Below are 24318 nucleotides of genomic sequence, written 5' to 3' on the forward strand. Positions count from 1 at the left end.
TGGGTTTTACTTGTCCAATTCGTAAAAAACGTGTCCCTATTTGACTTGTGCCCCACGGGTATTGCGTTTGGGCTTTCAAACCTCGGGAAATTCATAGCCAGGGGCAAACTTGGCACTGGAAACACCGTAGAGCGCCAGGTGATTCCTTAACCATAACCGATATTCATTGCCTTGCTGGCTATGCCCGGATGAGCAATCGACGATCCATTGCCGCAAAACATAGCCGGCAGCGGCGGCTCTCATTTTCAAATGCAATACGCCATCGGTCATCCCATAGTCGTTTTCGATGATCTCGGGGTGCTCCTGATTGGGGTGTGGCACCAAATCCAATTCCACGATCCTGTTCCATTGAATGTCTGCACTAGGCAGTTCGTGAGGTAACACCTGTCCCTCTTCGATTAACTGGCTTCTCGGTATCCGAGTGATGACGAAATCCAGAAAATCGGGTCTTTTACGATCATAGGCGCGGACGTGCCAACGCAAGCCATCATTGACCAAAGCAAACGGCGCGATTTCGCGTGTCGAAAATCCGCTGCTATGTGAGGTGTAGTCGATGCTGACGATCTTTCGTTGGTGGATCGCTCGAGCAATTGGTGCCAGGATTTCCATCGAAGGCTGATTAAGCACTTTCGGTAATTCGCATGTCAGCAACGGCTCGCTACTGCCTCCGATGCCATCGCCGAATCCGCGTGATAGCGCGGTTAATACACGTTCCGCAGAGTGTTGGAATGCCGGAGAGAATGTTCGTGCAATTACGTAGGATTTGGACTTGTTATCAAAATCGATGTTGTTCGGGAACAGCTCGCGGTACAGGGCAAAATCTCTTGTAGCAACCGCGGGCGCTATACCGAACCGCTGCATTAAGTCTTGGCGCCCAATGTCTCCAAGAAAATACAAACGAAATTCAATAAAGATGAGCCGTTCTCGTTGAGCTTGGCTCTGTGCTTCTAAGGTTGATGTTGGTTGCGTTTCGCTATTCATAGAGATGCATTCTAAAGACTTTAACGCATAAATCAACTTTTTGAATAATTGACATGATCAATTTGATTATATATTATTTCCATATAGATCATTTTTTATAACCTATAGGAGGTGATATGGCTACAAATCCACCCGCAGGCGATGGTCATCGCAATGGCGCCGTGCGTGAACGCTCGCAAACCCAAACGCCTTCAGGCCATTGGGTCAAGCGTGACACAAATACCGGTCGATTCATGGATGTTAAGTCCGACGGCAAGCCGTTCAAGGGCGTAACGAAGGAAAAGTAATTAACCCGCGGCTTTTGACGGTTGAGATGACTCGATAAAGCCGCATTCATAACTCAATAGTTGGAGGCCCCATGGGTCGCAGAAGAAGAAAATCTACATCGGAAGGCTTGTTTGATGTTCTGTCCGATTTAACCGATATGTATTGGCCGGTCGGTGGGGTTGTCGGCGCTGTTTTGACGTTTGCGTCATTTTGGACAGCGGACTGGGCCGTTGACCAATATATAAGAGCATCAACTTCGCCATATCTAGGGCAATCCGTTCACATCTTTGGCTGGATATATTTTCTGCTGCCACTGATGATCGCTGCTCTAGCAGTGCTTTTTGGCGTGAAGTCATATCAAGCTTTCGCTAGAGATCATCGCTATTGAATTAGTCCTCCCCCTCAATCTACCGCCTTAATAACCCACTCAAAACACAATATATATGATATTGACTTAGATTTTATCACTGTATATAGTATTTAGCACTCACCACAATAGAGCGCTAACAACGCTCAGCTCCCACGACCTCTCAACAAAGGAATAAGCTAATGACTACAACCCATAAAGTTTTCTTTTATCCGGTAGGCAATGGCGATACGAGTCAGATAGTTTTATCGAGTGGTCGGCGAGTGCTATTTGATTTTTGCCATCGCCGCAACGGTGAAGACCAAGACAGTCCATTGATAGATCTCAAGTCGCAACTTAAACAAGAGTTAGCTGCAGAAAATCGTGATTATTTCGATGTGGTTGCGTTTACACATGCTGACCTGGATCACATTTGTGGCAGTACGGATTTCTTTGAACTGCAATATGCAGCTAAATATCAGGGTAATGATCGTATCAAAATTAAGAAGTTATGGGTTCCAGCGGCAATACTGCTCGAAGAAGCTACTAATGACCAGCAGAGCGACGAATTTGTCATTCTCAGGCAAGAAGCAAGATATAGATTACTTGAGGGTAAGGATATCTTGGTTTTTTCCAAACCACCTGCTTTGATGGATTGGTTAATACCAAAACTTAAGGAAAGAGGTGAACTACCCTCTGCACGAGATCACTTGTTCGTAGACGCAGGAAAGCTGGTTCCAGGATTTTCGCTATATAGCGACGGAGTTGAGTTCTTCTGCCATTCGCCATTTATTAAACACTGTGAAGATGGCTCAGATGTCATTAGAAATCGTGCAGCCTTGATTCTTAATGTCCGCTTCCTTGCCGATGGTTTGACTTATGACTTCCTGCAAGTTGGTGATGCCGAGTGGGAGGTGCTTGAAGAGATCGTGACGATAACCCGTGCTCATAACAATCATGATCGACTTAAATGGAATCTCTACAATCTTCCTCATCATTGTAGCTATCTGGCAATGAGTGATGACAAAGGGGAAAAAGAAACGACACCTAAACCTTTAGTTAAGGAGTTGTTGCTTCAAGGCAAAAAGGACGCATACTTAGTAAGCTCCAGCAAACCTATTCTTGATAACAAGGATGGGTATGAGCAAATTCAACCTCCTCATATTCAAACTCGAAAAGCCTATAACCGCTATCTTCGAGAAGTTGGCGGGCGAACACTTTTGGTAACCATGGAAGAACCAAACTCTAACAAGCCGAAACCCTTGGAATTTACTATCTCGTTTTCTGGGGTCATATTTAACCGAAGCACAGCAAGTGTTGGGGCTGCAGCTATTATCACATCCAGACCACCCCGAGCTGGCTAATGAATACCCAGTACTTTTCGCTGGAAAATGTTGTCGAACTGGAAAATAGCTCGCAGCTTAAAAGCCTGCGAGCTCAGGCAATCTATGCAGCTACTAATCAGAATAATGATTTTCACATTCAACAATTATTCAAAAGTATTAATGACGCGCTTCCTGCCATTGAATACATCGTTCTTGATGTAGAGTGTCATAGCATCCCTCCGAACAATGTTTTCGGGATCAATTTCCGTGAACGGCTGGCTATTTGCATTCCAGAGAATTCAACAAAAATTGTTGAAGTGTTGGCGCTACGTAAAGATTTTCCGCTTTTAATGCATCTGAATAGCGTCAGGGAGAACACGCCTGCCAATTTATGTTTATATTTCGAGCCTCCTATTGCAGTTTTAAGAACATGGACTGCGGAAAACTTTCTCCGCCGTGTGCAATGGTGGCTTGAGAAATCCGCTACCGGAGAACTTCATCCAGCCGATCAGCCTGTCGAACAATTATTTTTTAACTCGCCATACGAACTGATTTTGCCATGGGATTTCGATACGCTTATCGAAGACCAGAGTCAAAATTTCTTGATTGCAACAGGGCCCCAAAGAGCAAATGAAAGTGTTACGTTTTTTATCTTGCCAGCTTCTCAAGCCGAATCCAATAAATTTAGTATTAAACCCATCACGCTTCGATTACCGCCAATTGTTCATGGTCATGTTGAGCATAACCCATCAACTTTAGGGGAATTGGCAGATCTGCTAAATCAGCGAAATGTCGATTTAAACTCAGATCTCCAACGTCAAATTGAACAATTAGTCGATGAAAAAGGTGTTCCGGTCAATTCAGACGGAACCCTGACTGTAATACTGTTATTTATCCCCATCTGTAGGAGCGAAAATACGACACCCGAAAAAATAGCTGTACGTGCTTTTTTAATGCAAACAGGCGCCTTAAATTTGGGTAAGGAACTGGGAACATTGATTGTTCACAACCAGTTGTTTTACAAAGATGGCCTCGGCAAACTTTCTGTCAGCCAAAACGCTTCTTGGCGCGAAAATTTGCTTTTCCCATTGGAGATTTTGCGGACTTTGGATTCCGCAACCGCTCGCGCGCAGTCTGGATTGACGGATATAGGTGAGCAAAGTGTCCTTATTGGAGCTGGTTCCCTCGGTAGCGCAATGCTGAATTTATGGGCGCGAAGTGGATGGGGTCAATGGACCGTAGTGGATAAGGATCATTTAAAGCCACACAATCTGGCTCGTCACATTGCCTTTGGCACACAACTGGGCCTTAATAAGTCAGAAGCCGTAGCAGATTTGCATGATGCGATGACAATGGGGGCAAGCTCGATTGTTGCAATTTGCGACGATGTAACAATTCCAAGTTCAAATACTAAAGAAGCCCTGTCTACAAACAAACTGGTTGTCGACGCATCGACGACTTTAGATTACCCCCGTTTTGCTAGCTTGCAGGATAATTTTGCGAGACATATATCAGTCTTTATAACCCCCGATGGTAATGCAGCAGTGCTTCTTGCTGAAGATAAAGCACGTGCAATTCGCCTTAGAACAATTGAAGCTCAATACTACCGTGCTGTAATCAATAGCCCTTGGGGTGAAAACCATCTTAAAGCCAACCTTGGAACGTTTTGGAGCGGTGCTAGTTGTCGTGATATTTCTACGGTCTTACCTTATTCCAGAATAATTGCACACGCAGCAACACTAGCTGAACAGGTTCAACAAATCTCCATCCATCCCGAAGCAGCTATTCGTATTTGGGAGCGAGACCCCGAATTGGGCAATGTTAATTCTTATCAACAGGCCGTTTATCAAGAAAGAAAACTAGATTTCGAAAATCTTGAAATTAGTATTGATTATGGATTAGAAGAAAAGCTTCGAAGTCTTCGGAATCTTGCTTTACCCTGCGAAACTGGAGGCGTATTGATTGGTTATATCGATTTCAATATCAAGTCTATAGTAATCGTTGACGCATTGGTAGCACCTCCAGACAGCGTGTCAACGATAAATTCATTTGAAAGAGGCACAGTAGGTCTTATGGAGAGGATCGCCGAAGCTTCTAAAAGAACAGCCGGTATTGTCCAATATATCGGTGAATGGCATAGCCATCCGAAAAACTATTCCGCTACGCCGAGCCAGAATGACATATCTCAATTAACCTATCTTAGTTTAAATATGGCTGACGATGGGCTACCTGCCATCTCGCTTATTGTCGGTGAACATGACATTCGAATATTGAAGGGGATTGTAGACTAATGAACACATCGATTTCGAAAAACAAACCAATTTCCTTAGCGCTTTCGGGTGGTGGCATACGCGCTATGGTGTTCCATTTGGGAGTACTTCGCGTTCTGGCTGAAAGAGGCTTGCTAGAGGAGGTTCACCGCATTTCTACGGTTTCTGGTGGAAGTTTATTGATCGGTCTGATGTTAAAAGAAGCAGAAATGCAATGGCCAACATCCACGCAATTTCTGAATGAAATATACCCTACGCTACGAGAAAAACTTTGTAGCCGCAGTTTGCAGTGGGGTGCAGTGCGTCAACTTCTGAAACCCCAAAATTGGCAATTTCTATTTTCCCGTGCAAATCTCCTTGCTTTGGCATTAAAACAGGAGTGGGAAATTATCGAACATCTTGACAATTTGCCTCAAACACCAGAGTGGTCAATTAACGGAACGACCGCTGAAAACGGAAAGCGATTTCGGTTCAAACGCAATAGCATTGGAGATTACACCATTGGATATGCTGCTCCCGGTAAATTTCCCTTGGCAAATGCGCTAGCTGTATCCGCAGCATTTCCCGGAGGGTTCGGACCACTCCAGATTGATACTACCGAATTTCAGTGGTTCAAACGATCATCATGGAATGCGCCAACTGGTGAAGAACAGAAGATTGACTTAAGTTTTAGACAACTTCATCTATATGATGGTGGTGTGTACGACAACCTCGGGCTTGAACCCTTATTTGACGGTGGAAATGGAAAGCCAAAACACCGAGGTGAACTTATAATCGTTTCTGACGCTGGAGCCCCCCTCAAGACTGGCTTTTCATATTTTGCTCTGAATCCTTTCCGGCTGGCCAGAGTCGCTGACATCATGTCTGACCAAACCCGTGCATTACGCGTTCGATCTTTTGCCAATTTTCTAAAACAAGAACCTTTTGGTGGTGCTTATTTATATATTAATTCTCCAGTTACTGAAGGTTTGGAATGTGAGTCTTCGAGGTTTGCAGCCGGATTTCCAACTACCCTTCGAAAACTTAAACACAATGAGTTTGACTTGCTGGCAGAACATGGATATCGCGTTACTCTTCAAGTAGAAACACAATATGGATTAACAAAACCAAATGTCTAATGCACTTAGGTCGGTAGTAACTCGTTTTCGGGCTTATCAGTTGGGTCAAGCAGGATCATCGTTCTCCTATTATGCAAATGATCATTTCACATTAATCGAAAGTGTGATTACTGATTTAAACAACCCTCAGCTTAAGGATGAACTCTTAATCTGTGGAAAAACTAAGATTGACACACTACATATAACAAGCTGGGACCAGGATCATTGCAGCACCTCTGGATTAAACTGGATATTAACCAACCTGCTACCGATTAAAATTGAATATCCAGGATATGAACCGCACACAGAAAACGGCAAAGCGTGTTTATCTAAAATTAGAGCATATCAGCGTGAATCTAAATCAAACGGATATTTGGTTAAAACACAATCTATAGATCCACCGTATATCGCCTCTTTGAATACTGCATCTGAATTAGGCTACAGAGACATTTTTTATCATCCCAAGCAGCTATATTCTTCAGCGAACAATAATTCGACGATTAAATTCTTCCGCCGTGGATCATTTAACGTACTGAGCCTAGGTGATGTTGAGGATCAAAATATCGCTGCAATGCTGCGTCGATGTAAAACACTCTGTCGCGAAGTGGATATTATGATTCTCGCACATCACGGAGCTGACAATGGCTTTACTAACAAGAAATTTCTTGAACATATTAGGCCTTCGGTTGCAATTTGTAGTAGCAACTTTGACAATCAGTATGACCACCCCAGTACTGAAGTTAGAAAGCTGCTATATGAACAAGATATTCAACTTGTTACAACTAAAACCGGCGATGTAGTAATCGAGTCAACGGGTAATCATAGCTCAAGCTATCAAGTAACAAATCTTTATAGCAATTCAGAGAAAATATCGTCATCCACTAAATACAAGCCACGAAAAGCACACTGGCTATCCATGAATTCTGATAGTTTTCGGAACTTACTTAGACCAGGTTTTAAGGGAATAAAACGGTAGTAAAAACTTCTGTAATAGCAAACAATGATGTCCGATTAGCCGAAATTATTCGGCTATCGTGGGCTATAGCCAATTGCCGCCAAGCCGCTTTTGATCTTTTCCGCAGCTGCTTGCATCCGGTAAGCCTCATCACCATCTACAGCATTAGTGCGAAATTCGGCAAACCGACACGCTTTAAAAACTGCGCCAGATCCCAAGCTTCCTGATCGGATAATGACACCATCAAGGTTATTTCATCCCGGTTCGTGATCATCTTGACCCCGCCTTACCGGTGTTTTGCGATGAATCGGATTCATCCATCACGGATTCGTCTTCGGTTACGGTTTCCGGCTCATCTTGAAGACCAGATTCTTGCCGAGCCAACCGCACCTCTTCACCATGCCCTTGTGCATACGCTTCCCGATGCGCCTGCCGTTCGATGGTGACAATTCGATTAGCCAAACGCTGTAACCGTTGCTGCCAATGGTACCGGGCATCCACACAATGCTTATTGTCGATGACCTGGCATAGCCACAAGGTATCCATGACCATCATCAGTTGATCGAGCAGTCGAATCAACTCTACAAACTGGGCAATTTGCGGCGAGGCAATCCGAGCCACGAATTCGCGGGGATGGGTGTAGGTGGGTATTTCAGCAATCCCGTTATCCGCTTTCAATTTCTCCAGACGGGCTTTTTCCTGCTGAAGTTGTTCGGCACATTCGGTAATCATCATACTGACAATAGCTTCAATTTCATCGACGGCTTGTTCCTGACCAACGATGCGCAAAATCACATCAATCGCATACAGCGATCGAATCAAGCGCTCATAACTATTGCGTATGACGCGAATGGCTTGCTCGCTGTTAATCTTGAAAGTTCGTTCAAACACCGGACGGCTAATCGCAAGTCGAGCGGGTTTAATCGTTGCGGAAATTTCTGCCATTTGCGTTCCTGGTTCACGATGAGGGATAGCACCCGATAGTAAGCCAAGATTTTTTAATGCCTTTTGCAGCTAATGACGAATACGACATTTGCTGCAAGATCCCTCCAAATGTTTTCTGCTTCAATGGCCTCGACAGTTGTTTGATGGCCAAACCGACAGTGCTTTTGCTGAAACGGTTTCCTGTCAGCAACTCCACCCAACCCTTCATGTTGTCTTTCAAGACGACTGAATCCGGCATTAGCCGGCGTTCCGTTGTTAAGCGGCGGCGATGGTGTTCATCGTCGTATCAGGTGCGTCAAGCCTGATGTGATTTTGTTTTTACCCTGTCCGGGAATGTATTTTCCCAACCGGGATGATGCCTCCAGGACGATCCCCATCACCGCGCAGATGGGTTTATTTTTAACTGTCGGGCGCGGCCGATTGGAGGATTTGATCATGGCAAACCGTGGTGTGAATAAAGTTATTTTATTGGGTCGTCTTGGCGCTGATCCGGATATTCGGTATCTACCCAATAACGGCGGCAAAGTGGTTGCAGTGCGTTTGGCGACCAGCGAAGTCTGGAAAGATACAAAAAACGCCAAACAAGAACGTACGGAATGGCATCGGGTGGTTTTTTTCAAAAAACTGGCCGACACCGCTGGCGAGTATTTGAAGAAAGGTTGCCAGATTTACGTGGAAGGCACGCTTCGCACTCAGCAATGGGACAAAAATGGCGAAAAGCGCTACCGCACGGAAGTCGTGGCTCATGAACTGCAAATGCTGGATCGCGCAGGCGATTCGTCTGGCACCAATGGCCATGCCCATCCGACTTCTTCACCATCCACTGCATCTGATGCTGCAGGTATGGATGAGGATTTCGATGATATCCCGTTTTTCTGATCAACCGCTTTAGTGACTTTCGGCCAACCGGCTTGAACTACTCACAATTTGCCGAATAGCGTTGCTATGTCGGTGTTTTTTACCCCATGGGGACGTCATTCCCCGACTGGGGCATTGCGTCCTCACTTTTTAAGGAGACACGCAATGAGCAATCAATCCCGTACCCATTACCCACCCAAAACCCGCAATCTGCTGATGCCGATTGACGCCAACCAGGTCTATGGCCTTTCCGAGCAATCCTGGAAAGTGCTTACCGAAGTGACTTTCCCAACGGCTAAAACGCCCGAAGCCATCTTAATGGCGCTGGATTACTGCAAAGCTCGCAAGCTGGATATTTTCAAAAAGCCGGTGCATGTGGTGCCGATGTGGAGTGCCGCCTTGGGCCGTAATGTCGAAACCGTTTGGCCGTCCATTATGGAAATCCAGACCACAGCCTCGCGCACCGGGGTTTGGGCTGGAATGGATCGCCCCGTATGGGGACCCGATATCACCAAAACCTTTAGCGGTCGCTATAAGGACGACAACGACCAATGGCAAGAATCCAGTGTCACCGTGACGTTTCCCGAATGGGTTGCGGTAACCGTGTACCGGATTGTCAGCGGCAAGCGCTGTGCCTTCACCGAAGAAGTGTATTGGCAAGAAGCGTATAGCACCGCTGGCGGTAAAAACTCGCAAGTACCCACCGCTATGTGGATCAAACGGCCAAAAGGTCAGTTGGCCAAGTGCGGTAAAGCGGCTTCACTGCGTGCGGCCTTTCCTGAGGAATGTGGCTATGCCGCAGAGGAAATGGATGGCAAAAGCATCGACGACATCAATGATGGCAGTGTGATTAATGGCACAGCCAGTCGCGTTGACGAAGCAGTGTTTCGCGATGATGCGAATGTCGGCACTGTTGAGCCACCGCGGGTGATTGATCTATCGATGATTTCACCCAAGGTGCAAAAAGCGGTTAGTGAACTGGTCCGACGTACCGCGTTGGCTGGGGCCTGGAAAGCGGCTTACGACTATGCCAACAACAAGTTTGTCGGACTGGATTTGACCTTTGCCATTGCGGAATTGGACAAAGCCTCGACAGCGGCCATGGCAACGTCAACTGATGCCCAGCATCCGATTGACAGCACGGCCATACCGCCGATGTCCGATCCTGCTTCTGAAGCGCTCACCCAAGCACGGGAAACGCTCGGCACGCATCGCTAATCGTTTGATGTTTTAACCTTTAACTGCCAGCCACTCGCTGGTCATTTTCAACCCTACCAGGGCGCCTTGTATCGCCCTTGGGGTGATTGTCATGGCGCCTTTTTACTGAAGGAGATGTCATGAATGCTATTGATCAATCATCAAACCGCCTACCGTGTCATACCGACTGGCATCGTTACGATTCACCAACGGTATTACGCCGACATGGACGCAGTTACTTGGAGCGCAGCATAAATCCAGGCCATTCGGTGCATGAAATTCCTGTGCCTAGTCCGACTGAATTGCAAAGTTTGGTCGAAAGCTATGGCGGGCTTTATCTTGCTAATGTCGATCAGATTTTGCTGGTCTTTGCGGATTATCACTGGGCCAGGCGCTGTAATCATCAACTCGTTAGGCGCGGGTTATCGACACTGCACCTCGGTTGTCATATTCGCTTGCAGGAGCAGTCGTGATGAACATCATCAATGTCTCGCAGCGATCGGACGAATGGTGTGCTTGGCGAGCCCAAGGCGTCAGTGCCAGTGAGGCGGCGATTATTATGAATCGTTCGCCACACAAAACCCCTTGGCGCTTGTGGGCCGAAAAGGTCGGCCTCGTGCTCAAAGCTAACCTAGATAACAATCCGTTGATTCGGATCGGTATCGCGCAAGAACCTGAAGCCTTACAACGCTTCGAGGAACAGCACGATGTCATGCTACTACCACTTTGTGCAGAGTCCGAGCAGTTTCCACTGATGCGGGCGTCGTTTGATGGCTTATCGGACACAAACGAGCCGGTAGAAATCAAATGTCCGCATGAATCGACCTTTCTGGATGTCGTGCTCAACCGCGAACAATCCGAAGCCTATCAGCTTTACTGGTGCCAAGTGCAACAGCAAATACTGGTAGCAGAGGCTCAACGCGGCTTTTTGTTTTTCTACCATCAAGGTCAGGACGTGACGTTTGAGATCCAACGGGATGAGGTATTTCTCAGTCAGTTGGTCGATACCGCCATGGAATTCTGGGCAAAGGTCAAAAACCGCAAGGAACCTGACAAGCAACCGGAGCGGGATTTGTATTTACCGCAAGGTCTGTCTGAACAGCAATGGCAGCAACTGGCGGCGAACTATCGCAGCCATGCCACGAAAATCGACGACTTGAAAGCCCAGCTTAAAGCTTTGGAAGCCCATCAATCCGACATCGAGCAAAACCTGGTGTCGTTAATGGGTGAGTATCTGCTGGCTGAACATTCCGGATTACGGGTCAGTCGTTTTCAGAGCCAAGGCGCGATTGATTACAAAGCGGTGATGAAGGCGTTATTGCCGGATGTCACCGACGCTGTACTCGACCGCTACCGTAAATTGCCCACTCCAAGGGTGCGCATTACCTGTCGTGATGACAGCGGTCGGCTCGCGGAAGTGCCTTTTGATGCGGAAGTCTTAAAAGACATCGCAGGCGTGGATTACTGGTTCTGAGCTACGGGTTCAGTCTCGGCATAAACGCTGTTAATTAGTTTGTCAAACACTCTGGTTCGCCAGATATTCATTCCTACCCGACGGGGATACTGTTCCCGTCCGGGGATCGGTGTGCCCCTGCTTCGGGTAATAACCTCAAGCAAAGGAGTTCACTATGTATCAATCTTATTCGATTGCCGATACCTTCGGCATTACAGCCCCTGCTTCCATGAAAGTGGAAGGTTTCAAACCAGGCCAAAATGCTTATGTACCGGCGCAAAAGCCGTACGTGTTTCGCAAGGATCACTTGCGCGACGTGCTGGCATTTTTAGGCGCTCACAATGGCGACGGTTTATACCTGACCGGCCCTACCGGTTCCGGAAAAACCTCGTTGTTGGAGCAAGTCGCGGCGCGTCTCCATTGGGGCGTGCATCCGGTCACCGGTCACGGTCGATTGGAACTTAATGATCTGCTCGGCCAGTACATGCTGGTCGACGGCGGCGCGATGAAGTGGATCGATGGTCCGTTGACTCTGGCGGTACGCTTGGGTCATGTGCTGTTGATCAACGAAATCGATGCCATCGATCCTGCCGAGCTGATTGGCTTGAATGAAATTGTTGAAGGGAAACCTCTAACAATTCCGCAGACTGGCGATGTGATTACGCCGCACCCTAAATTCCGTTTGGTCGCCACCGGCAATAGTGCTGGTAGTGGCGATCAGTCGGGCTTGTACCAAGGTGTATTACGTCAGAACCTAGCCTTCTTAGACAGGTTTCGACTGATGGAAGTCGGCTACCCCGAACCCGAAGACGAAATGAAACTGCTGGCCGATGTGGTGCCGAGTATGCCGGAAACGGTACGCGAAAGCATGATCAAAGTCGCCAATCAGATTCGTAAAGTCTTTGTCGGCGGTGCCGATGGCGGCGGCATGTTATCGGTGACCTTATCCACGCGCGGTTTAGTGCGCTGGGCATCGTTGGTGGCCACCTTCAAAAGTGCGCCTAATGCCTTGGCCTATTCCCTGGATCGGGCCTTGACCTTTCGAGCTGAACCTGCTGAACGCGAAGCGATTCATCGCATCGCCAAGGATGTGTTTGGTGATGACTGGCAGGTCTAGTCATGGCCGCCTGGAATCTCTATCGTCATCGTAACCCTGACGGCAGTTCCAAAGACTGGGCAATCAGGGGTAATTCGGATGGATCAATAACGACGCGTTGGGGGAAAACGGCAGATCGATTGCCGGGCGTTAGCAACCGATACGGCGTTGAGCAACTCGACATCGAACGACAAAAGCAAGCCAAAGGCTATGTCTTGGTCGGCGCAGTTGAAATTGATGTGAACGGTAATGTGGTGTTTCCGGGCAAGACTCCGGCAACCCAGCCACAAAGACCTGAACCTGATGCAAATCCCGACCCCGAGCTACCTCCACCCGTCGATGCGCTGTATTGGACCATCGAATGTCGAGCGAAACAGGCCATTCGAGTGGAATTGGGTATCGAGGTCAGGCGACTGATCGGCGTTATTCAAACCTTGTCGGATCAACATGCTACGCCTGCACAAGACTGGGATGGCTGGCAACAATTGATTAATGCCACCCTCAATGCCGAAACCTTTGAACTGAACGGCCAGATTAAATCAGCGCATGGCATTCTGCCTTGGTTGTTTTTACTGGCATTGAAAGCAAAAGGCTTCAAAGGCGTGGACATCGATATTGCCACCGAAACCGCCCGAGACCTCTCGGTCGATCTGAAAGCTGAACAGGACGTGCTGACATTGTTTGGCACTGATCTGGACAGCATTCGCGACACCGCAGAAGTGTTAGGTCTGCTCAAACCCCGATTAAATCTGGCAGCGGCCATGTCCGACACGGACGACTGCTGGTTTTAACCGGTTTGGTATTTTCATTTAACCCGATAGGGGCACATCGGCCCCGGCGGGGATGGGTGTGCCTCTCATTTTAGGAGGTTCCTATGTCTAATGAAACACAAGTAATTTTAGACCGCGTGGTCTTGGTAAAAGTGGATGCCAATATTTACGGCGCCCGCAAGAAACTGAAAAAAGAAGACCTGGTGCTGGCCGATGGTAGCAAATTGCCGCCGGAGGACTTAGCCAGCCTGGGATCAAAACGTTTGCTCGATCCCGATAAGCTGACGGTATTTAACCGCCTGAAGAAAGAAGCCGAACGCATTTGTTTGCGCGTCGGCACCCGCTTTCTGGGTGGCTTTGCCGTGCCGGTTGAGTCCGCTGCCGGTATTACCGCAGAACTCGAGCGCATTGCGCTGGATTTTGCAGCAGCTAAAACCGAGTTTATTGCCGGTTACGATGCGGCGGTGACGGACTGGGTGGTTCGCCATCCGGAATTTGCCGGCATCATCGAGCAAGCCGTGGATTCGGTGGAGTTTGTCTCAACGCGATTGTCGTTTGATTTTCTGGTGGTCAGTGTCGGGTTACCCGAAAGCTTGCCACCGGCGGATGTTGCACGACTGGACAGCAAAATCGGCTCGCTCAGTGAGCAGATGTTCTACGAAATTTCCGTGGAAGCCAATCAACTCATCGAACAATCGCTGCTAGGTAAGGAGCAAGTGACGCGGAATGCGTTACGGCCGATTCGCCGCATGCGGGATAAACTCGATGGATTGGGCTTCCTGGATCATCGGGTCGCGCCGGTCGTCAGCACCATTGACGATCTACTGGCAAGAATTCCCAACAAAGGCGCCATTGAAGGCCCCATTTTGCAGGAGATTCTGGCCACAGCCATGCTGTTGTCCGATCCGGATAAAACCCGGCGGCACGGTGAAGGGCTGTTGGTTAATCAAACACCCGTTGTTGAAGAGACGGACGTTGATGAAATCGTCGAACACGCGGAGTTAGAGCCACCAACGGTACCAACAGCAACATTAGTCGCAACCGAACCAACACCTGTCATTGTTGAAACCGTTCCAGACAGCCACGATTTTACCGATCTGTTTGACGGCATCTTCGACGATGAACTCGAACCGGAATCTTCGGCCGACGACTGGGCGCTTGAGATCTTGCTGGAGAAAAGCCAGGCCAAACTGGAAACCGGTAACTTTGCAGATGAATCCAACCCGTCAGAGCATTCAGCACAACCTGAAACGGTGACTGAGGGAAGCGATGACGAGGCGAACGATTCTGACCAGGACTACTGGTTCTGAATGCACTGACACCCTTTTACACTTCACCCACTGGGGCAAATTCATGTCCCGCTGGGGTCATGGTTTGCCCTGACTTTTGGAGCACACCATGAAAAATAGAACATTACACAACGCATTCCCCATTGTTGCGGCCGCTATTGGCAATCGCTTTGGCGTCAAAGTCAGTGTCGGTGGCAATCAAGCCTATACCGATGGTCGATCGATTCAACTGCCGGCCTATGAGGGTGACGATCCCGATTATCAGGATGTCGCTTGGGGGTTGTTGGCACATGAAGCGGCGCATATTCGCTATTCGGATTTTACGCTGCGTTATGGCAGTTCGGTATTACGTCGACGCTTATGCAATGCAATTGAAGATGTCCGCATCGAGCACGAACTGGCCAAGGACTTTCCGGGTACTAAGCTAACGATACGCACCGTGATTGAAAAGATGATTGCCAAAGGCGACTTTGTTGCCAGCAATATCAATGATCATCCGGCCAATATTCTGTACAGCTTTGTCTTGAAGAGCCTGCGAGCCAGGGTGTTGGGTCAAGCGGCGTTATTGCCATTGGTCGAGCAAACCGAAGCGGTACTGAAAGCGAAGTTTCCGAAAGGTGCGGTAACGCGCCTGAAAGGCTTGTTGTCCGAAGTGCCGGATGACTTGCAATCGGAGAGTGATTGTTTGCAATTGACTGATCGCATCCTGACCATGATTGAGCAGGAATTCGAGCAACAACAGCAGCAGAACCAAGCACAGCCATCGGCGGATGAGGAAACCACGCCTGAACCGGATGATCCGAATCAGAATGCTGAATCAACCGATTCGGACGATTCGAATGGCTCTGATTCCCAGGATGAAATGGAGCCCGATGAACAGTTACCCACCGACACTGATGACGAATTGTCGTCAGAATCAGCGGGTAATGATGCGTCTGATCCAGAAAATCCTGACGATGAACCGGCAATGCTATCCGGCAGTTCGACATCCACCCCGCAAGGTGAAGATGAAGAAAACGCGGAGATTGCCGATCCGATGGGCGTATTGCAAACCCTGTTGTCCGCTGGTGACAGTGATATCGACCAAGAACTTTTCGAGTCGTTGAAATCGGCATTGTCGCTGGCGTCAGAAAATGTATCGGAATTGCTGATGCCCAGTGGCCTAGAGCCACCTATGGACGATCAGTCTGGTGCGTTTTTACTGCGCAAGGTGCAAGGCGAATCGGGAAAAATCCGCGCCGCGTTGCAAGGCCTGGTGCAATCGCAAACCTTAAACCGGTCGCAACATGCGTGTCGTGGACGGCGGATGGATGGCAAGCGTCTACACCGTTTACCACTCGGCGAAACCAAGTTGTTTCAGCGTAAGCAGACCAAAGCGGCACCCAATACGGCGATCCATTTGTTACTCGATAAATCCGAAAGCATGGGTTATCAGGTAACCGATAGCCAAGGCCAACCCATCGGATCGCGTATGCCGATTGCGTTGGAAGCCAGCTTGGCGCTTGCGTTGGCCTTTGAAGGCATTCCTGGGGTTAATCCCGGCGTCACGGCGTTTCCAGGCCATCACGATGATTCGGTTTTTCGTCTTCTCGAGCATGGCCAACGCGTGAATAGCCGAACCGGAGCCTTTCCGGTAGCAGCTACTGGCAGTACACCGATGACCGAAGCGATTTGGTTTGGTGCGGCGTCACTGCTGCGATGCCGGGAACCGCGCAAGGTGTTGATGGTGATGACCGATGGCCAACCCAACGATACCCTGAGCACGCTGGAACTGTTGCAGCGTTGCCGCGATAGTGGCATTGAAACGGTCGGCATAGGTTTAGGCTTGGATGTCAGTCATCTATTCCCGATGGCCATCACCATTAATGACCTTTCAGAGCTGAGAGCACAATTGTTCGAACTCTCGAAAGCGGTGTTGTTGGCGGCGTAATTCTTAGCCAGTCAATTATCCGTAGCCCAATCCTTAGGTATTAACCTGGCGATTGTGGCTATGGGTAGCTGATTACAACACGCAGTTTGTCGAATGCACTCACTTCCTGGAGCCCATTCGACAAACAGACATTTCATGCGTTCTTTCCAGAATGCTGAATCCGACTTCAGTCGGCGTTCCGTCTTTAGGCGGCGAGCACGTTAAACCGTGATCGTGTCGGGTGCGTTAAGCCCGATGTAAATCGCAGTGGTACTACCCTCTGCAAATCCTAAACCCGCTTCGGGCGACCATCGCCCGGCCGGGTGCTGTTCATTCGAAGTGTTTTCGTAAATTTTTAAAGGAGAACTTCAATGAACTTTATTTTCGGCATCATCTTATTGGCGATGTTCATCCTTGCCTTGCGAGTGATTTGGGCAACGGCGTTGCAACTGCTAAGCGCATTGAAACACGCCGCTCAAACGTTTCACCGTTATCGCGCGCAGCGTTTGGCGCGAAACCGGCTACCGGTGATTATGCCTCGTAGCAGAGAAGACTTGGACTGGTTGGCGATTTCGGATTCGGTGCGCCAGGAAATTCAGACGCGCAATCACGGTGTCAATCGAGAGGCGGTCCGACTGGAAGCACAATTACAGGCCAAGTTAAAAACCATCGAGATCTATGAGGCGGATATTCAAATCGCCAAACTGGAACGGGATTTGTTGAAAATCAAACCAATGATCGAAAGTCCCGAGCCTGAAGTCAAAAAAACTCGGCGCTCTAAAAAGCAGTCGGTTGCGGTTGCTGGTGTTGAGGCTCAGAAAGTTCCTCATCAGGTATCCCAACTTCGGGCAGCACTGAAAGGGAATGGTTTATCGACGCCAGTCAGTGAGTCTGTCCGCCATTGAATACCGCAAGCGTCGCGCCGTTTTGTGTCATCACGGTGCGTACCGGCCTGACCAAGTCAATCGTGGGTTCGTCTAAACGAAAGCGGTCCGGTAACAGCGATTGGAGATCCTCAAAGGTTTCCCGTCGCAATTGTCGGATATTGCTCAACAACTCCCAAGCTCGCTTCGGATCGTTGATGTTTTGCAAAACATCGGCTTCCGCGGCATCCAACTTGGTCAAAATTATTTTGCAAAGATTTAACGCATTCAGTCTGGGATCGAGTGGTATTGCCATCGATTTTCGTACTGGTTGCGTGCTCTCAGTCTGCTTAGGACTGAGGAAATCAAAAATGCGCAAAATATCGTCAAACATGGTTATTTCTCTGTTTTTTAGTGCGTTTTAGCCACCATATACCGATTTTTGTGCAAATTCAACCCCGATGTGTAAGTCGAATTTCGGCTTTATTCAGCGATTTTTACCTGCAGGAACCTCATCCTGCCGGGTGGTCGTTCCTGCGTTTTTTGGAGGACATGACCATGAAAACAATCAACCAACCCAGCGTTGGTGCAACCCCTGCCGAAATCAGCGCGGTTCGCTATCTGAATCAGTACCGCTGCCCTTACTGCCAGACCGAATGGGAGGATGAATGGGATTGCGCCTGTAACGATCGCTGCTCGGATTGCAATAAAGAGATCGAGCCTTATGAAAGCGCATTGATCGAGGGTGAGTCGGCGGAAACCGGAACACCAGTCGAAAGACCCGCTTCAGCCAATGTCACGGTGGCGGGTGTGAATCGATTCTTCGTAGTGTCCTACGAGATCGACTTTGTGCACCGCGTGTCGGTCGGTATCACCGCAGACAGTCCCAAATCGGCACAACAGATTGCCGAGCAGGCATTCAATGATGGCACGATTTGGGATGACACCGCTGCCATGCCGTTATTGTCCGATGACTATCATGAAGTGGAGGGTGAAAGCCTAGTCTGGGAATGCGTTGCCGTTGCACAGTTGCCGGAACCGGATTATTCGGTACAGCAATTGAAGAAAGAGCAAGCGGCCATGCGGGTTTGTCGGGGATTGGTTGAAGCCTATCTACAAGGCGAAGCCAGCGGCGGCAGTATCGATTGGGACGATTTGGATCAGCTGATTCCTGTGGCATTACAAGCTTTGGGAAAACCTGCTCTGGACATCCAATCCTGAAAAACGCGCGCGGTATTTATGTGCGCAATTTGTAAAAGCCTGAGTTAGCCAAGTCATTCGATTCGGCGCTCATTTTATCCACCCACACGGGAATGTCCTATTCCCGCTGGGGATGCGTGATGTTTCCGTTTTAATTGAGGACAACATCATGAAACAACTCTTTGAACATGCCTTCAGCACGGGTCATTGCATCCAGTATCAGCGTTTGCCATCCGGCACCTGTTACCACGCCGACACCCCAGAACCGGTGGTCGAATTGTTGGAACAGCTTCGCCATAGCCGACGCAAAATCCGGCTGTATTACGGCGACCCAGTTACCGGTCAATCGTGGCTTGATGAGTACGATGTCATTGGATGGATCGGCCGCTCGACCGGCACGATTAAAGTGCCTCTGTTGATCGAACCGGGTGACATCGGTGGTCCGGCATTGTTGGATCATTGCATCGTCCGTATCGACAGTCCGCGCCAGGTGCTTTACCAACACGATGATTTTCGGGTTGGCGAGGTGGAACTGGTTAGAGGTGAGCTCAAACGCTTGCCCTGGGAAATCTGGATCGACGGCAGCGTGCATGCCCGGTTCAAAGCAAAAACCGAAGCCCGGCACTACCAGGACTTCATTCAAGGTATGCGGTTCGCGTTGATCTGACGCGCCGCTATTTTTGACACTCGGTTTAGCCGAGTTTTTTCACTATACCCCTGAGGGATGATTCTATCCCGCCAGGGATAAATCGGTCGTCAGGGGTCTCATCGGAGATCACCATGATAGACAATCATCAATATTATCCAACGCCTGAAGCTTTGAGCATCAAGGCTTGGGAAACCTTCAAGAACCGGCAGTTCGTTCGGATATTGGAGCCCTCTGCAGGCGAAGGACATTTATTAAAACCTCGACCTTACAACCGCTGGCAGCAAATTCCAGTCGATTGCATTGAAATCGATATCAGTAAACACCCGATCTTGCGTTCGCTTGGGTTTTCGGTGGTGGGTATGGATTTTATGCAGTTTAAAAGCGGCAGTCTGTATTCCCATGTGTTGATGAATCCCCCGTTCGCCGACGGCGCACAGCATGTGCTGAAGGCTTGGGAGATTTTATTCGACGGTGAGATCGTAGCCATACTCAATGCTGAAACCTTGAAAAATCCGTTTTCCAAGGAACGAAAGCATTTGCTCCGATTGATTGAGCAGTTTGGCGAAGTGGAATACTTGTCGGAAATGTTTGCCGGTCAGGGTGCCGAGCGCAAAACGGATGTGGAAATCGCGCTGATCTGGCTGAAGAAAACCTCAACGTTCGAAGAAGAGCTGTTAGGCAACATCCTCGATGACTTACGTCGCGATCAAGTGAGCGCTGAGAGTTTGGCCGGCGATGGCCAGCCCATCCATGAACTGGCGTTAGCCAATGCCTTTATCGACAATGCGGTGCTGATGTTCAATGCCGCCGTCGAAGCGGCCCGGCAATCGGCATTTAGTGAAGCGCGCGCCATGCGCTATCGCAAAATGCTGGGGCAAACGCTCGGTGAATTGAATAGCGATGCGGCGATCAAATCCACGCAGTCGACGCTGGATTGGGTGAAGAATCAGCTTTATACCGATTACAGCGACCTGAAAGATCGTGCCTGGTCTGGTATTTTGCGTTCCACGCAAGTCACCTCGCGGTTATCGTCGGCGGCGCAAAAACGGCTGGAGTCGGATTTCGAGACGATTAAGTCACTGGAATTCACCGTACCGAATATCTACGGTTTTTTACAAGGCATCATCGATCAGCAAGGCGATATTCAGCTAAGCATGGTCTGCGATGTGTTCGACCTGATCACCCGCTACCACAGTGACAACACGGTGTTTTATATGGGCTGGAAGTCCAACGATAAGCATCGCTCACTGGGCATGCGCATCAAAACCACCCGTTTTGTCATTCCGGGTCATGCCACCGAATCGTATCAAAACGATTTGTCGTGGGAGTCTCAACGGATGCTGGCGGATTTTGACAAAGTGTTTGCGATGCTGGATGGCAAGTATGAAGCGGCTGTAGGGCTGGAATCGGTTTTCCGAAATCACTTCCATGCCCTGCGAACCGGGCAAAGGATTAGCAGCAGCTATTTTGATGTTCGCTACTATCCGGGCGTTGGCACGATTCATTTCTTCCCCAGCAATAAAACGCTGATTGATCGGATGAATCTTCTGGTTGGCAATCATCGCCGTTGGCTACCGCCGGCGGAAACCAAAGCAGGAACCGGTTTTTGGCAGCAGTTCGACCAAGCGGAAAAACTTGATAAAGCATTCCGTACCGAAGTCAGTAAACACGGTAAACGGGATGGCCGGCATGTTCACTTTGATCCATTTTGGGCAGTCAAATACGGCGGTGAATCGGAACGTGAGCGTGGCAATGCCATGCTGACCCAAGCGATGAGCACTGTACTGGCAAATCATGGCATCGATCCCGACAGCTTGTTGGATAGCGATCAAGGCTGTGTCCGGCAATTGGATTGGGATAGCCTGCCTGATAGCCAGTTGGCTTTAGCTTCTTAGCCAACGCACAAAACCTAAGGTAAGACTTTTACCTAACCACTGGCCTAGCCAGTATCACCCGCCTCGGGGAGATGAACGACTGTCCCCAAGGGGTTAGTCTGTTTCATGTCCTCGAGGCTTTTTTATACCCGGAGATAACACATGAACACACAAACCAGCGAAGTCGCGATGAAAGTCAACCAAGCCAATTTGGTCAAAAGCCTGCGCTTCAGCTTCACCAACAAGACCACGGTGCTCGGCGAGCTCATTCAAAATGCGCGCCGGGCCAATGCGGCCATGGTAGTGATTAGCTTTTGTCCTGAAACCAAAACCCTTCAAATTTTGGATGATGGCTGCGGCATTGAATTGATGGCAACATTACTGACAGTAGCCGAATCCGGCTGGGATGCAGACGTGGTTGCCCATGAGCATCCGTTCGGAATAGGCTTCTTGTCGGCACTGTTTGCCTGTCGGCACATCAGCGTCACTAGCAAAAGTGGTTCGATTGACGTCGAAACCGACCACATTTTGGCATTTAAGCCGGTGACGATCACGCCAGTCCAAGACTGGAACGGCATCACTAGCATTACCTTGCAGGATGTGGAGTTGGAAATGGGTCAAATTGCCACCACGCTGAAACGCTTGGTGCGCGGTTTCCCGATTCCAGTGCTGTTCAACGATCAATTGCTTAAACGTTCATGCGCGCTGGATGGTGGATTAGGGTTTATTGACACCGAGATTGGTGCGATGTATCTGCATGGCATGGACCAACCCAATGGGGCGCAGTATGAGTTCGATGTTTATCTGCAAGGTTTGCCGATTTACACCTCGCACAGCTATACCTCGTATCGCCATATCATCCATCTGGATTCCTCCCGTTTTCACGCCCGCTTACCGGATCGTGACAAGCTGGTCGATGAAGCGGATGTCATCAAACGGGTTAAAGCCGTTCTGGCACAAACCATCGAACAACGGTTTATTCAGATGAAAGCCATTCTGTCTGCCGAAGCGTTTGTGGGCTTTTATGAAATGCTGAGGCATTGGGAGCTGTTGAGGTTACTCAACGACGTGCCTGTCGTGCCACCTGAAGCCTTACGCGAAATCATTGCCTATCCGGTTTGCGATACCGAAGTTTTTGATAACTTTGAGCAGCGACCGGAAAAAGCCATGTCCCGTGCAGAAATTATGGCCCGCGGCATCGTCTCGATTGATGATGACATCAAACAGGACGGTGCCGGGCGTTATTTGTTTGCCTGGAACCGTGATTATTTGCTGTACCAAGGCACGCTGGATAAAGACCATTGGCTTCATTCACTGGTTCGGCATCTCAATGATGAAGAGCTGGTGATTGAAACGGTCAATGAAAGCCATCAGGCCCAATTTCAAGGTGATTGGTGTTGGGTCTGCGTGCGTTTTTGCGATGCTTACCGAATCCGGCTTGGGCAGGATGTTATTGAAATCAGGGATGAGGCTTGCTACCAAGGCCAGGAAAACGCCGATGACATCATTGTGCCCAAAGGCGATTGCTCGGCTCAGGTATTGCAACAAATGGCCAGCTTCAGAAGCGAATACGATGAATTTCAGGAATCGACCTTTGAAAGCGATTCGGATGCCTTCCTCGCCTTTGTGGTGGCCAATACCGCTAGTGATCCAGCCAATGCTATGCAACGCTTGTTGCCGGATTTTTGCGGTTGTCCTGCGCTGTATGGTAAAGCCTTCGTGGTGGAGTTGGATCAGCAAGGCAAACCGGCATCGGTGATAGCGTATCCGGTTCAATCCGGTCAAACGCAAACACTCGAAGCAGGCATGGCTAGTTAAGTCTCTTTCAATACAAGAGCGCGTTATCCAGTCGGATAATTGCGCTCATTTTCATTACCGAAAATGAGAACAAGCTACTGGTTCTATGTCCACCCTAAAAGGGCTGATATGCACCTTCGAAATGCTATCTATCTACCAGTAACCGCCCGCAACGCGTGATTCGATCGAAACTAAACACATGTTCTCTCGGGCTTTCATAACATCGCCCCACCAATCTGCGCAGGTAATCCGGTTCGCCTTTTTCGAGATAAATAGTGGCGCCACAAATTGGGCATGCGGCCGAATAACGGACTAACCGAACCACTCTTAAATCCCCGTCTCGTAGCAGTTCGAACTGCGCAGACTGTTCATAAAAATTTGTGAAGAGTTCATGGGCTACGACAATTCGATCATCCAACAATAACACCCAAGGCTTGATGATAGAGACCCAGGAACCATAGGGAATCGCGAAAATACTAATCAGTAATGTCAAATCTTGCGTTGTCACCGGCCTGGGCACGGATAACGATAACCATCCAGCATAGGCAATTAACAACGCGAATCCAGCTATGATTGCGAGCCAGCCCAATATAACCCAGACATGCCATTGTCTTAATTCGATTTGTCCACGCCGAAATAACCAACTCGCGATCCAACTGGGCTTGACTTCACCTAGTTCAGTCATTTGATAGCAGGCTTTCAATTCGGCTGCATGGTTGCCGTCTATCCGATCGTTCTCAATCGCTTGGTCTTCTTCCGTAATTTCCGGGATCGGTTCCGCCTTGATATAGAACGTCGTGTGTCGTCCAGGGCCTCCCTTTGTGCTTTTGCGATCTGGCTTTGGATAGCGAGGCAATCCACGCTTACGGGCAAACTCGATGATTTGGGGCTCGCGGGTTTCGCAATATTTCTTCAATGAACCCGGCCAGTCTATCCATTTTTTAGGTTCGGCACTTTCTAAGGTTTCATCAACAGCGGCGACGATTTCTTCGGCAGTGAAACGTCGCTTCGACTCTTCGAATTCAGCTTTCTTTAACGATTCCTGGGCTAACGCGCGCAATATGCGGTGGCCTTTTTCATCGCTTGGCTCGCTACCCAACCAATCGATCAAGCATTGAATTACCTCGCGCATAAACCACCCCAAACCAGGTAACCGGCAGTTGCGGTCTGGTTAGCG

At 48.9% G+C, this 24318-nt stretch carries 23 protein-coding genes and 1 pseudogene; 19 read left to right on the plus strand and 5 right to left on the minus strand.

What is annotated here, in order from left to right:
- Positions 1-75: 75 nt before the first annotated feature.
- Positions 76-981 (minus strand): WYL domain-containing transcriptional regulator, encoded by a 906-nt coding sequence (locus ACWAU0_RS01135; protein ID WP_278211029.1) that lies wholly within the window; start codon positions 979-981, stop codon positions 76-78.
- Positions 982-1097: 116 nt separating this feature from the next.
- On the opposite strand from ACWAU0_RS01135, the gene ACWAU0_RS01140 reads away from it, so the two are divergent.
- The 6 genes from ACWAU0_RS01140 to ACWAU0_RS01165 all read left to right on the plus strand — a co-directional run bounded on the left by ACWAU0_RS01140 (position 1098) and on the right by ACWAU0_RS01165 (position 7262).
- Positions 1098-1268 carry a hypothetical protein gene (locus tag ACWAU0_RS01140; RefSeq protein ID WP_197484904.1) on the plus strand — a complete coding sequence of 57 codons (171 nt, stop codon included), beginning with the start codon at positions 1098-1100 and terminating at the stop codon, positions 1266-1268.
- 71 nt (positions 1269-1339) lie between these two features.
- Positions 1340-1636 carry a hypothetical protein gene (locus ACWAU0_RS01145; protein ID WP_278211028.1) on the plus strand — a complete coding sequence of 99 codons (297 nt, stop codon included), beginning with the start codon at positions 1340-1342 and terminating at the stop codon, positions 1634-1636.
- A 161-nt stretch (positions 1637-1797) separates the two neighbouring features.
- On the plus strand, positions 1798-2958 hold the full coding sequence (gene mblB / locus ACWAU0_RS01150) for an anti-phage 6A-MBL system MBL-fold protein (RefSeq protein WP_064025901.1): 1161 nt from the start codon (positions 1798-1800) through the stop codon (positions 2956-2958).
- On the plus strand, positions 2958-5210 hold the full coding sequence (gene cap2-3, locus ACWAU0_RS01155; protein WP_278211027.1) for an anti-phage 6A-MBL system cap2_3 protein: 2253 nt from the start codon (positions 2958-2960) through the stop codon (positions 5208-5210). The genes mblB and cap2-3 overlap by 1 nt, the downstream gene beginning before the upstream one ends.
- Complete coding sequence (locus ACWAU0_RS01160) at positions 5210-6307, plus strand: patatin-like phospholipase family protein (protein ID WP_064025905.1); 1098 nt, start codon at positions 5210-5212, stop codon at positions 6305-6307. The genes cap2-3 and ACWAU0_RS01160 overlap by 1 nt, the downstream gene beginning before the upstream one ends.
- Before the next feature lie 103 nt (positions 6308-6410).
- Positions 6411-7262, plus strand: coding sequence for a ComEC/Rec2 family competence protein (locus ACWAU0_RS01165; RefSeq protein WP_523070752.1), 852 nt, complete (start codon positions 6411-6413; stop codon positions 7260-7262).
- A 53-nt stretch (positions 7263-7315) separates the two neighbouring features.
- Here ACWAU0_RS01165 and ACWAU0_RS01170 read toward each other — a convergent pair.
- Positions 7316-7515: pseudogene (locus ACWAU0_RS01170) on the minus strand (DUF7706 family protein).
- On the minus strand, positions 7512-8186 hold the full coding sequence (locus tag ACWAU0_RS01175; protein WP_278211025.1) for a hypothetical protein: 675 nt from the start codon (positions 8184-8186) through the stop codon (positions 7512-7514). Before ACWAU0_RS01175 ends, ACWAU0_RS01170 begins: the two are co-directional and overlap by 4 nt.
- A gap of 333 nt (positions 8187-8519) precedes the next feature.
- Between ACWAU0_RS01175 and ssb the strand changes: the two genes are divergently transcribed.
- The 9 genes from ssb to ACWAU0_RS01220 all read left to right on the plus strand — a co-directional run bounded on the left by ssb (position 8520) and on the right by ACWAU0_RS01220 (position 17663).
- Positions 8520-9065 carry a single-stranded DNA-binding protein gene (ssb, locus tag ACWAU0_RS01180; protein ID WP_458138075.1) on the plus strand — a complete coding sequence of 182 codons (546 nt, stop codon included), beginning with the start codon at positions 8520-8522 and terminating at the stop codon, positions 9063-9065.
- A gap of 144 nt (positions 9066-9209) precedes the next feature.
- The gene (gene bet, locus ACWAU0_RS01185) at positions 9210-10262 is read left to right on the plus strand and encodes a phage recombination protein Bet (protein ID WP_278211024.1); all 1053 of its coding nucleotides are present in this window, start codon (positions 9210-9212) and stop codon (positions 10260-10262) included.
- A 119-nt stretch (positions 10263-10381) separates the two neighbouring features.
- A complete protein-coding gene (locus tag ACWAU0_RS01190) occupies positions 10382-10714 on the plus strand; it encodes a hypothetical protein (RefSeq protein WP_278211023.1) in 333 nt (110 codons plus the stop codon).
- Entirely contained in the window at positions 10714-11715 is a 1002-nt protein-coding gene (locus tag ACWAU0_RS01195) for a YqaJ viral recombinase family nuclease (RefSeq protein ID WP_278211022.1), read from the plus strand. Before ACWAU0_RS01190 ends, ACWAU0_RS01195 begins: the two co-directional genes overlap by 1 nt.
- A 154-nt stretch (positions 11716-11869) precedes the next feature.
- Positions 11870-12811, plus strand: coding sequence for an AAA family ATPase (locus ACWAU0_RS01200; RefSeq protein ID WP_278211021.1), 942 nt, complete (start codon positions 11870-11872; stop codon positions 12809-12811).
- A 2-nt stretch (positions 12812-12813) separates the two neighbouring features.
- Entirely contained in the window at positions 12814-13581 is a 768-nt protein-coding gene (locus ACWAU0_RS01205; RefSeq protein ID WP_278211020.1) for a hypothetical protein, read from the plus strand.
- Between the two features lie 83 nt (positions 13582-13664).
- On the plus strand, positions 13665-14870 hold the full coding sequence (locus tag ACWAU0_RS01210) for a DUF3150 domain-containing protein (protein WP_278211019.1): 1206 nt from the start codon (positions 13665-13667) through the stop codon (positions 14868-14870).
- A gap of 88 nt (positions 14871-14958) precedes the next feature.
- Positions 14959-16779 (plus strand): VWA domain-containing protein, encoded by a 1821-nt coding sequence (locus tag ACWAU0_RS01215; protein ID WP_278211018.1) that lies wholly within the window; start codon positions 14959-14961, stop codon positions 16777-16779.
- A 350-nt stretch (positions 16780-17129) separates the two neighbouring features.
- The gene (locus ACWAU0_RS01220; RefSeq protein ID WP_278211017.1) at positions 17130-17663 is read left to right on the plus strand and encodes a hypothetical protein; all 534 of its coding nucleotides are present in this window, start codon (positions 17130-17132) and stop codon (positions 17661-17663) included.
- On the opposite strand, the gene ACWAU0_RS01225 is transcribed toward ACWAU0_RS01220, so the two are convergent.
- Entirely contained in the window at positions 17641-18015 is a 375-nt protein-coding gene (locus ACWAU0_RS01225; protein ID WP_278211016.1) for a hypothetical protein, read from the minus strand. The genes ACWAU0_RS01220 and ACWAU0_RS01225 overlap by 23 nt on opposite strands.
- A gap of 164 nt (positions 18016-18179) precedes the next feature.
- On the opposite strand from ACWAU0_RS01225, the gene ACWAU0_RS01230 reads away from it, so the two are divergent.
- The 4 genes from ACWAU0_RS01230 to ACWAU0_RS01245 all read left to right on the plus strand — a co-directional run bounded on the left by ACWAU0_RS01230 (position 18180) and on the right by ACWAU0_RS01245 (position 23162).
- Positions 18180-18842 carry a hypothetical protein gene (locus ACWAU0_RS01230; protein ID WP_278211015.1) on the plus strand — a complete coding sequence of 221 codons (663 nt, stop codon included), beginning with the start codon at positions 18180-18182 and terminating at the stop codon, positions 18840-18842.
- A 148-nt stretch (positions 18843-18990) separates the two neighbouring features.
- A complete protein-coding gene (locus ACWAU0_RS01235; RefSeq protein WP_278211014.1) occupies positions 18991-19488 on the plus strand; it encodes a hypothetical protein in 498 nt (165 codons plus the stop codon).
- Between the two features lie 113 nt (positions 19489-19601).
- A complete protein-coding gene (locus tag ACWAU0_RS01240; protein ID WP_278211013.1) occupies positions 19602-21365 on the plus strand; it encodes a DUF4942 domain-containing protein in 1764 nt (587 codons plus the stop codon).
- Positions 21366-21506: 141 nt separating this feature from the next.
- On the plus strand, positions 21507-23162 hold the full coding sequence (locus ACWAU0_RS01245) for an ATP-binding protein (RefSeq protein ID WP_278211012.1): 1656 nt from the start codon (positions 21507-21509) through the stop codon (positions 23160-23162).
- Positions 23163-23286: 124 nt separating this feature from the next.
- Here the strand turns inward: ACWAU0_RS01245 and ACWAU0_RS01250 are convergent, their stop codons facing one another.
- A complete protein-coding gene (locus ACWAU0_RS01250; protein ID WP_278211011.1) occupies positions 23287-24273 on the minus strand; it encodes a hypothetical protein in 987 nt (328 codons plus the stop codon).
- Positions 24274-24318: the final 45 nt, after the last annotated feature.

Source organism: Methylomonas sp. Uni0009 (genome assembly GCF_054188105.3).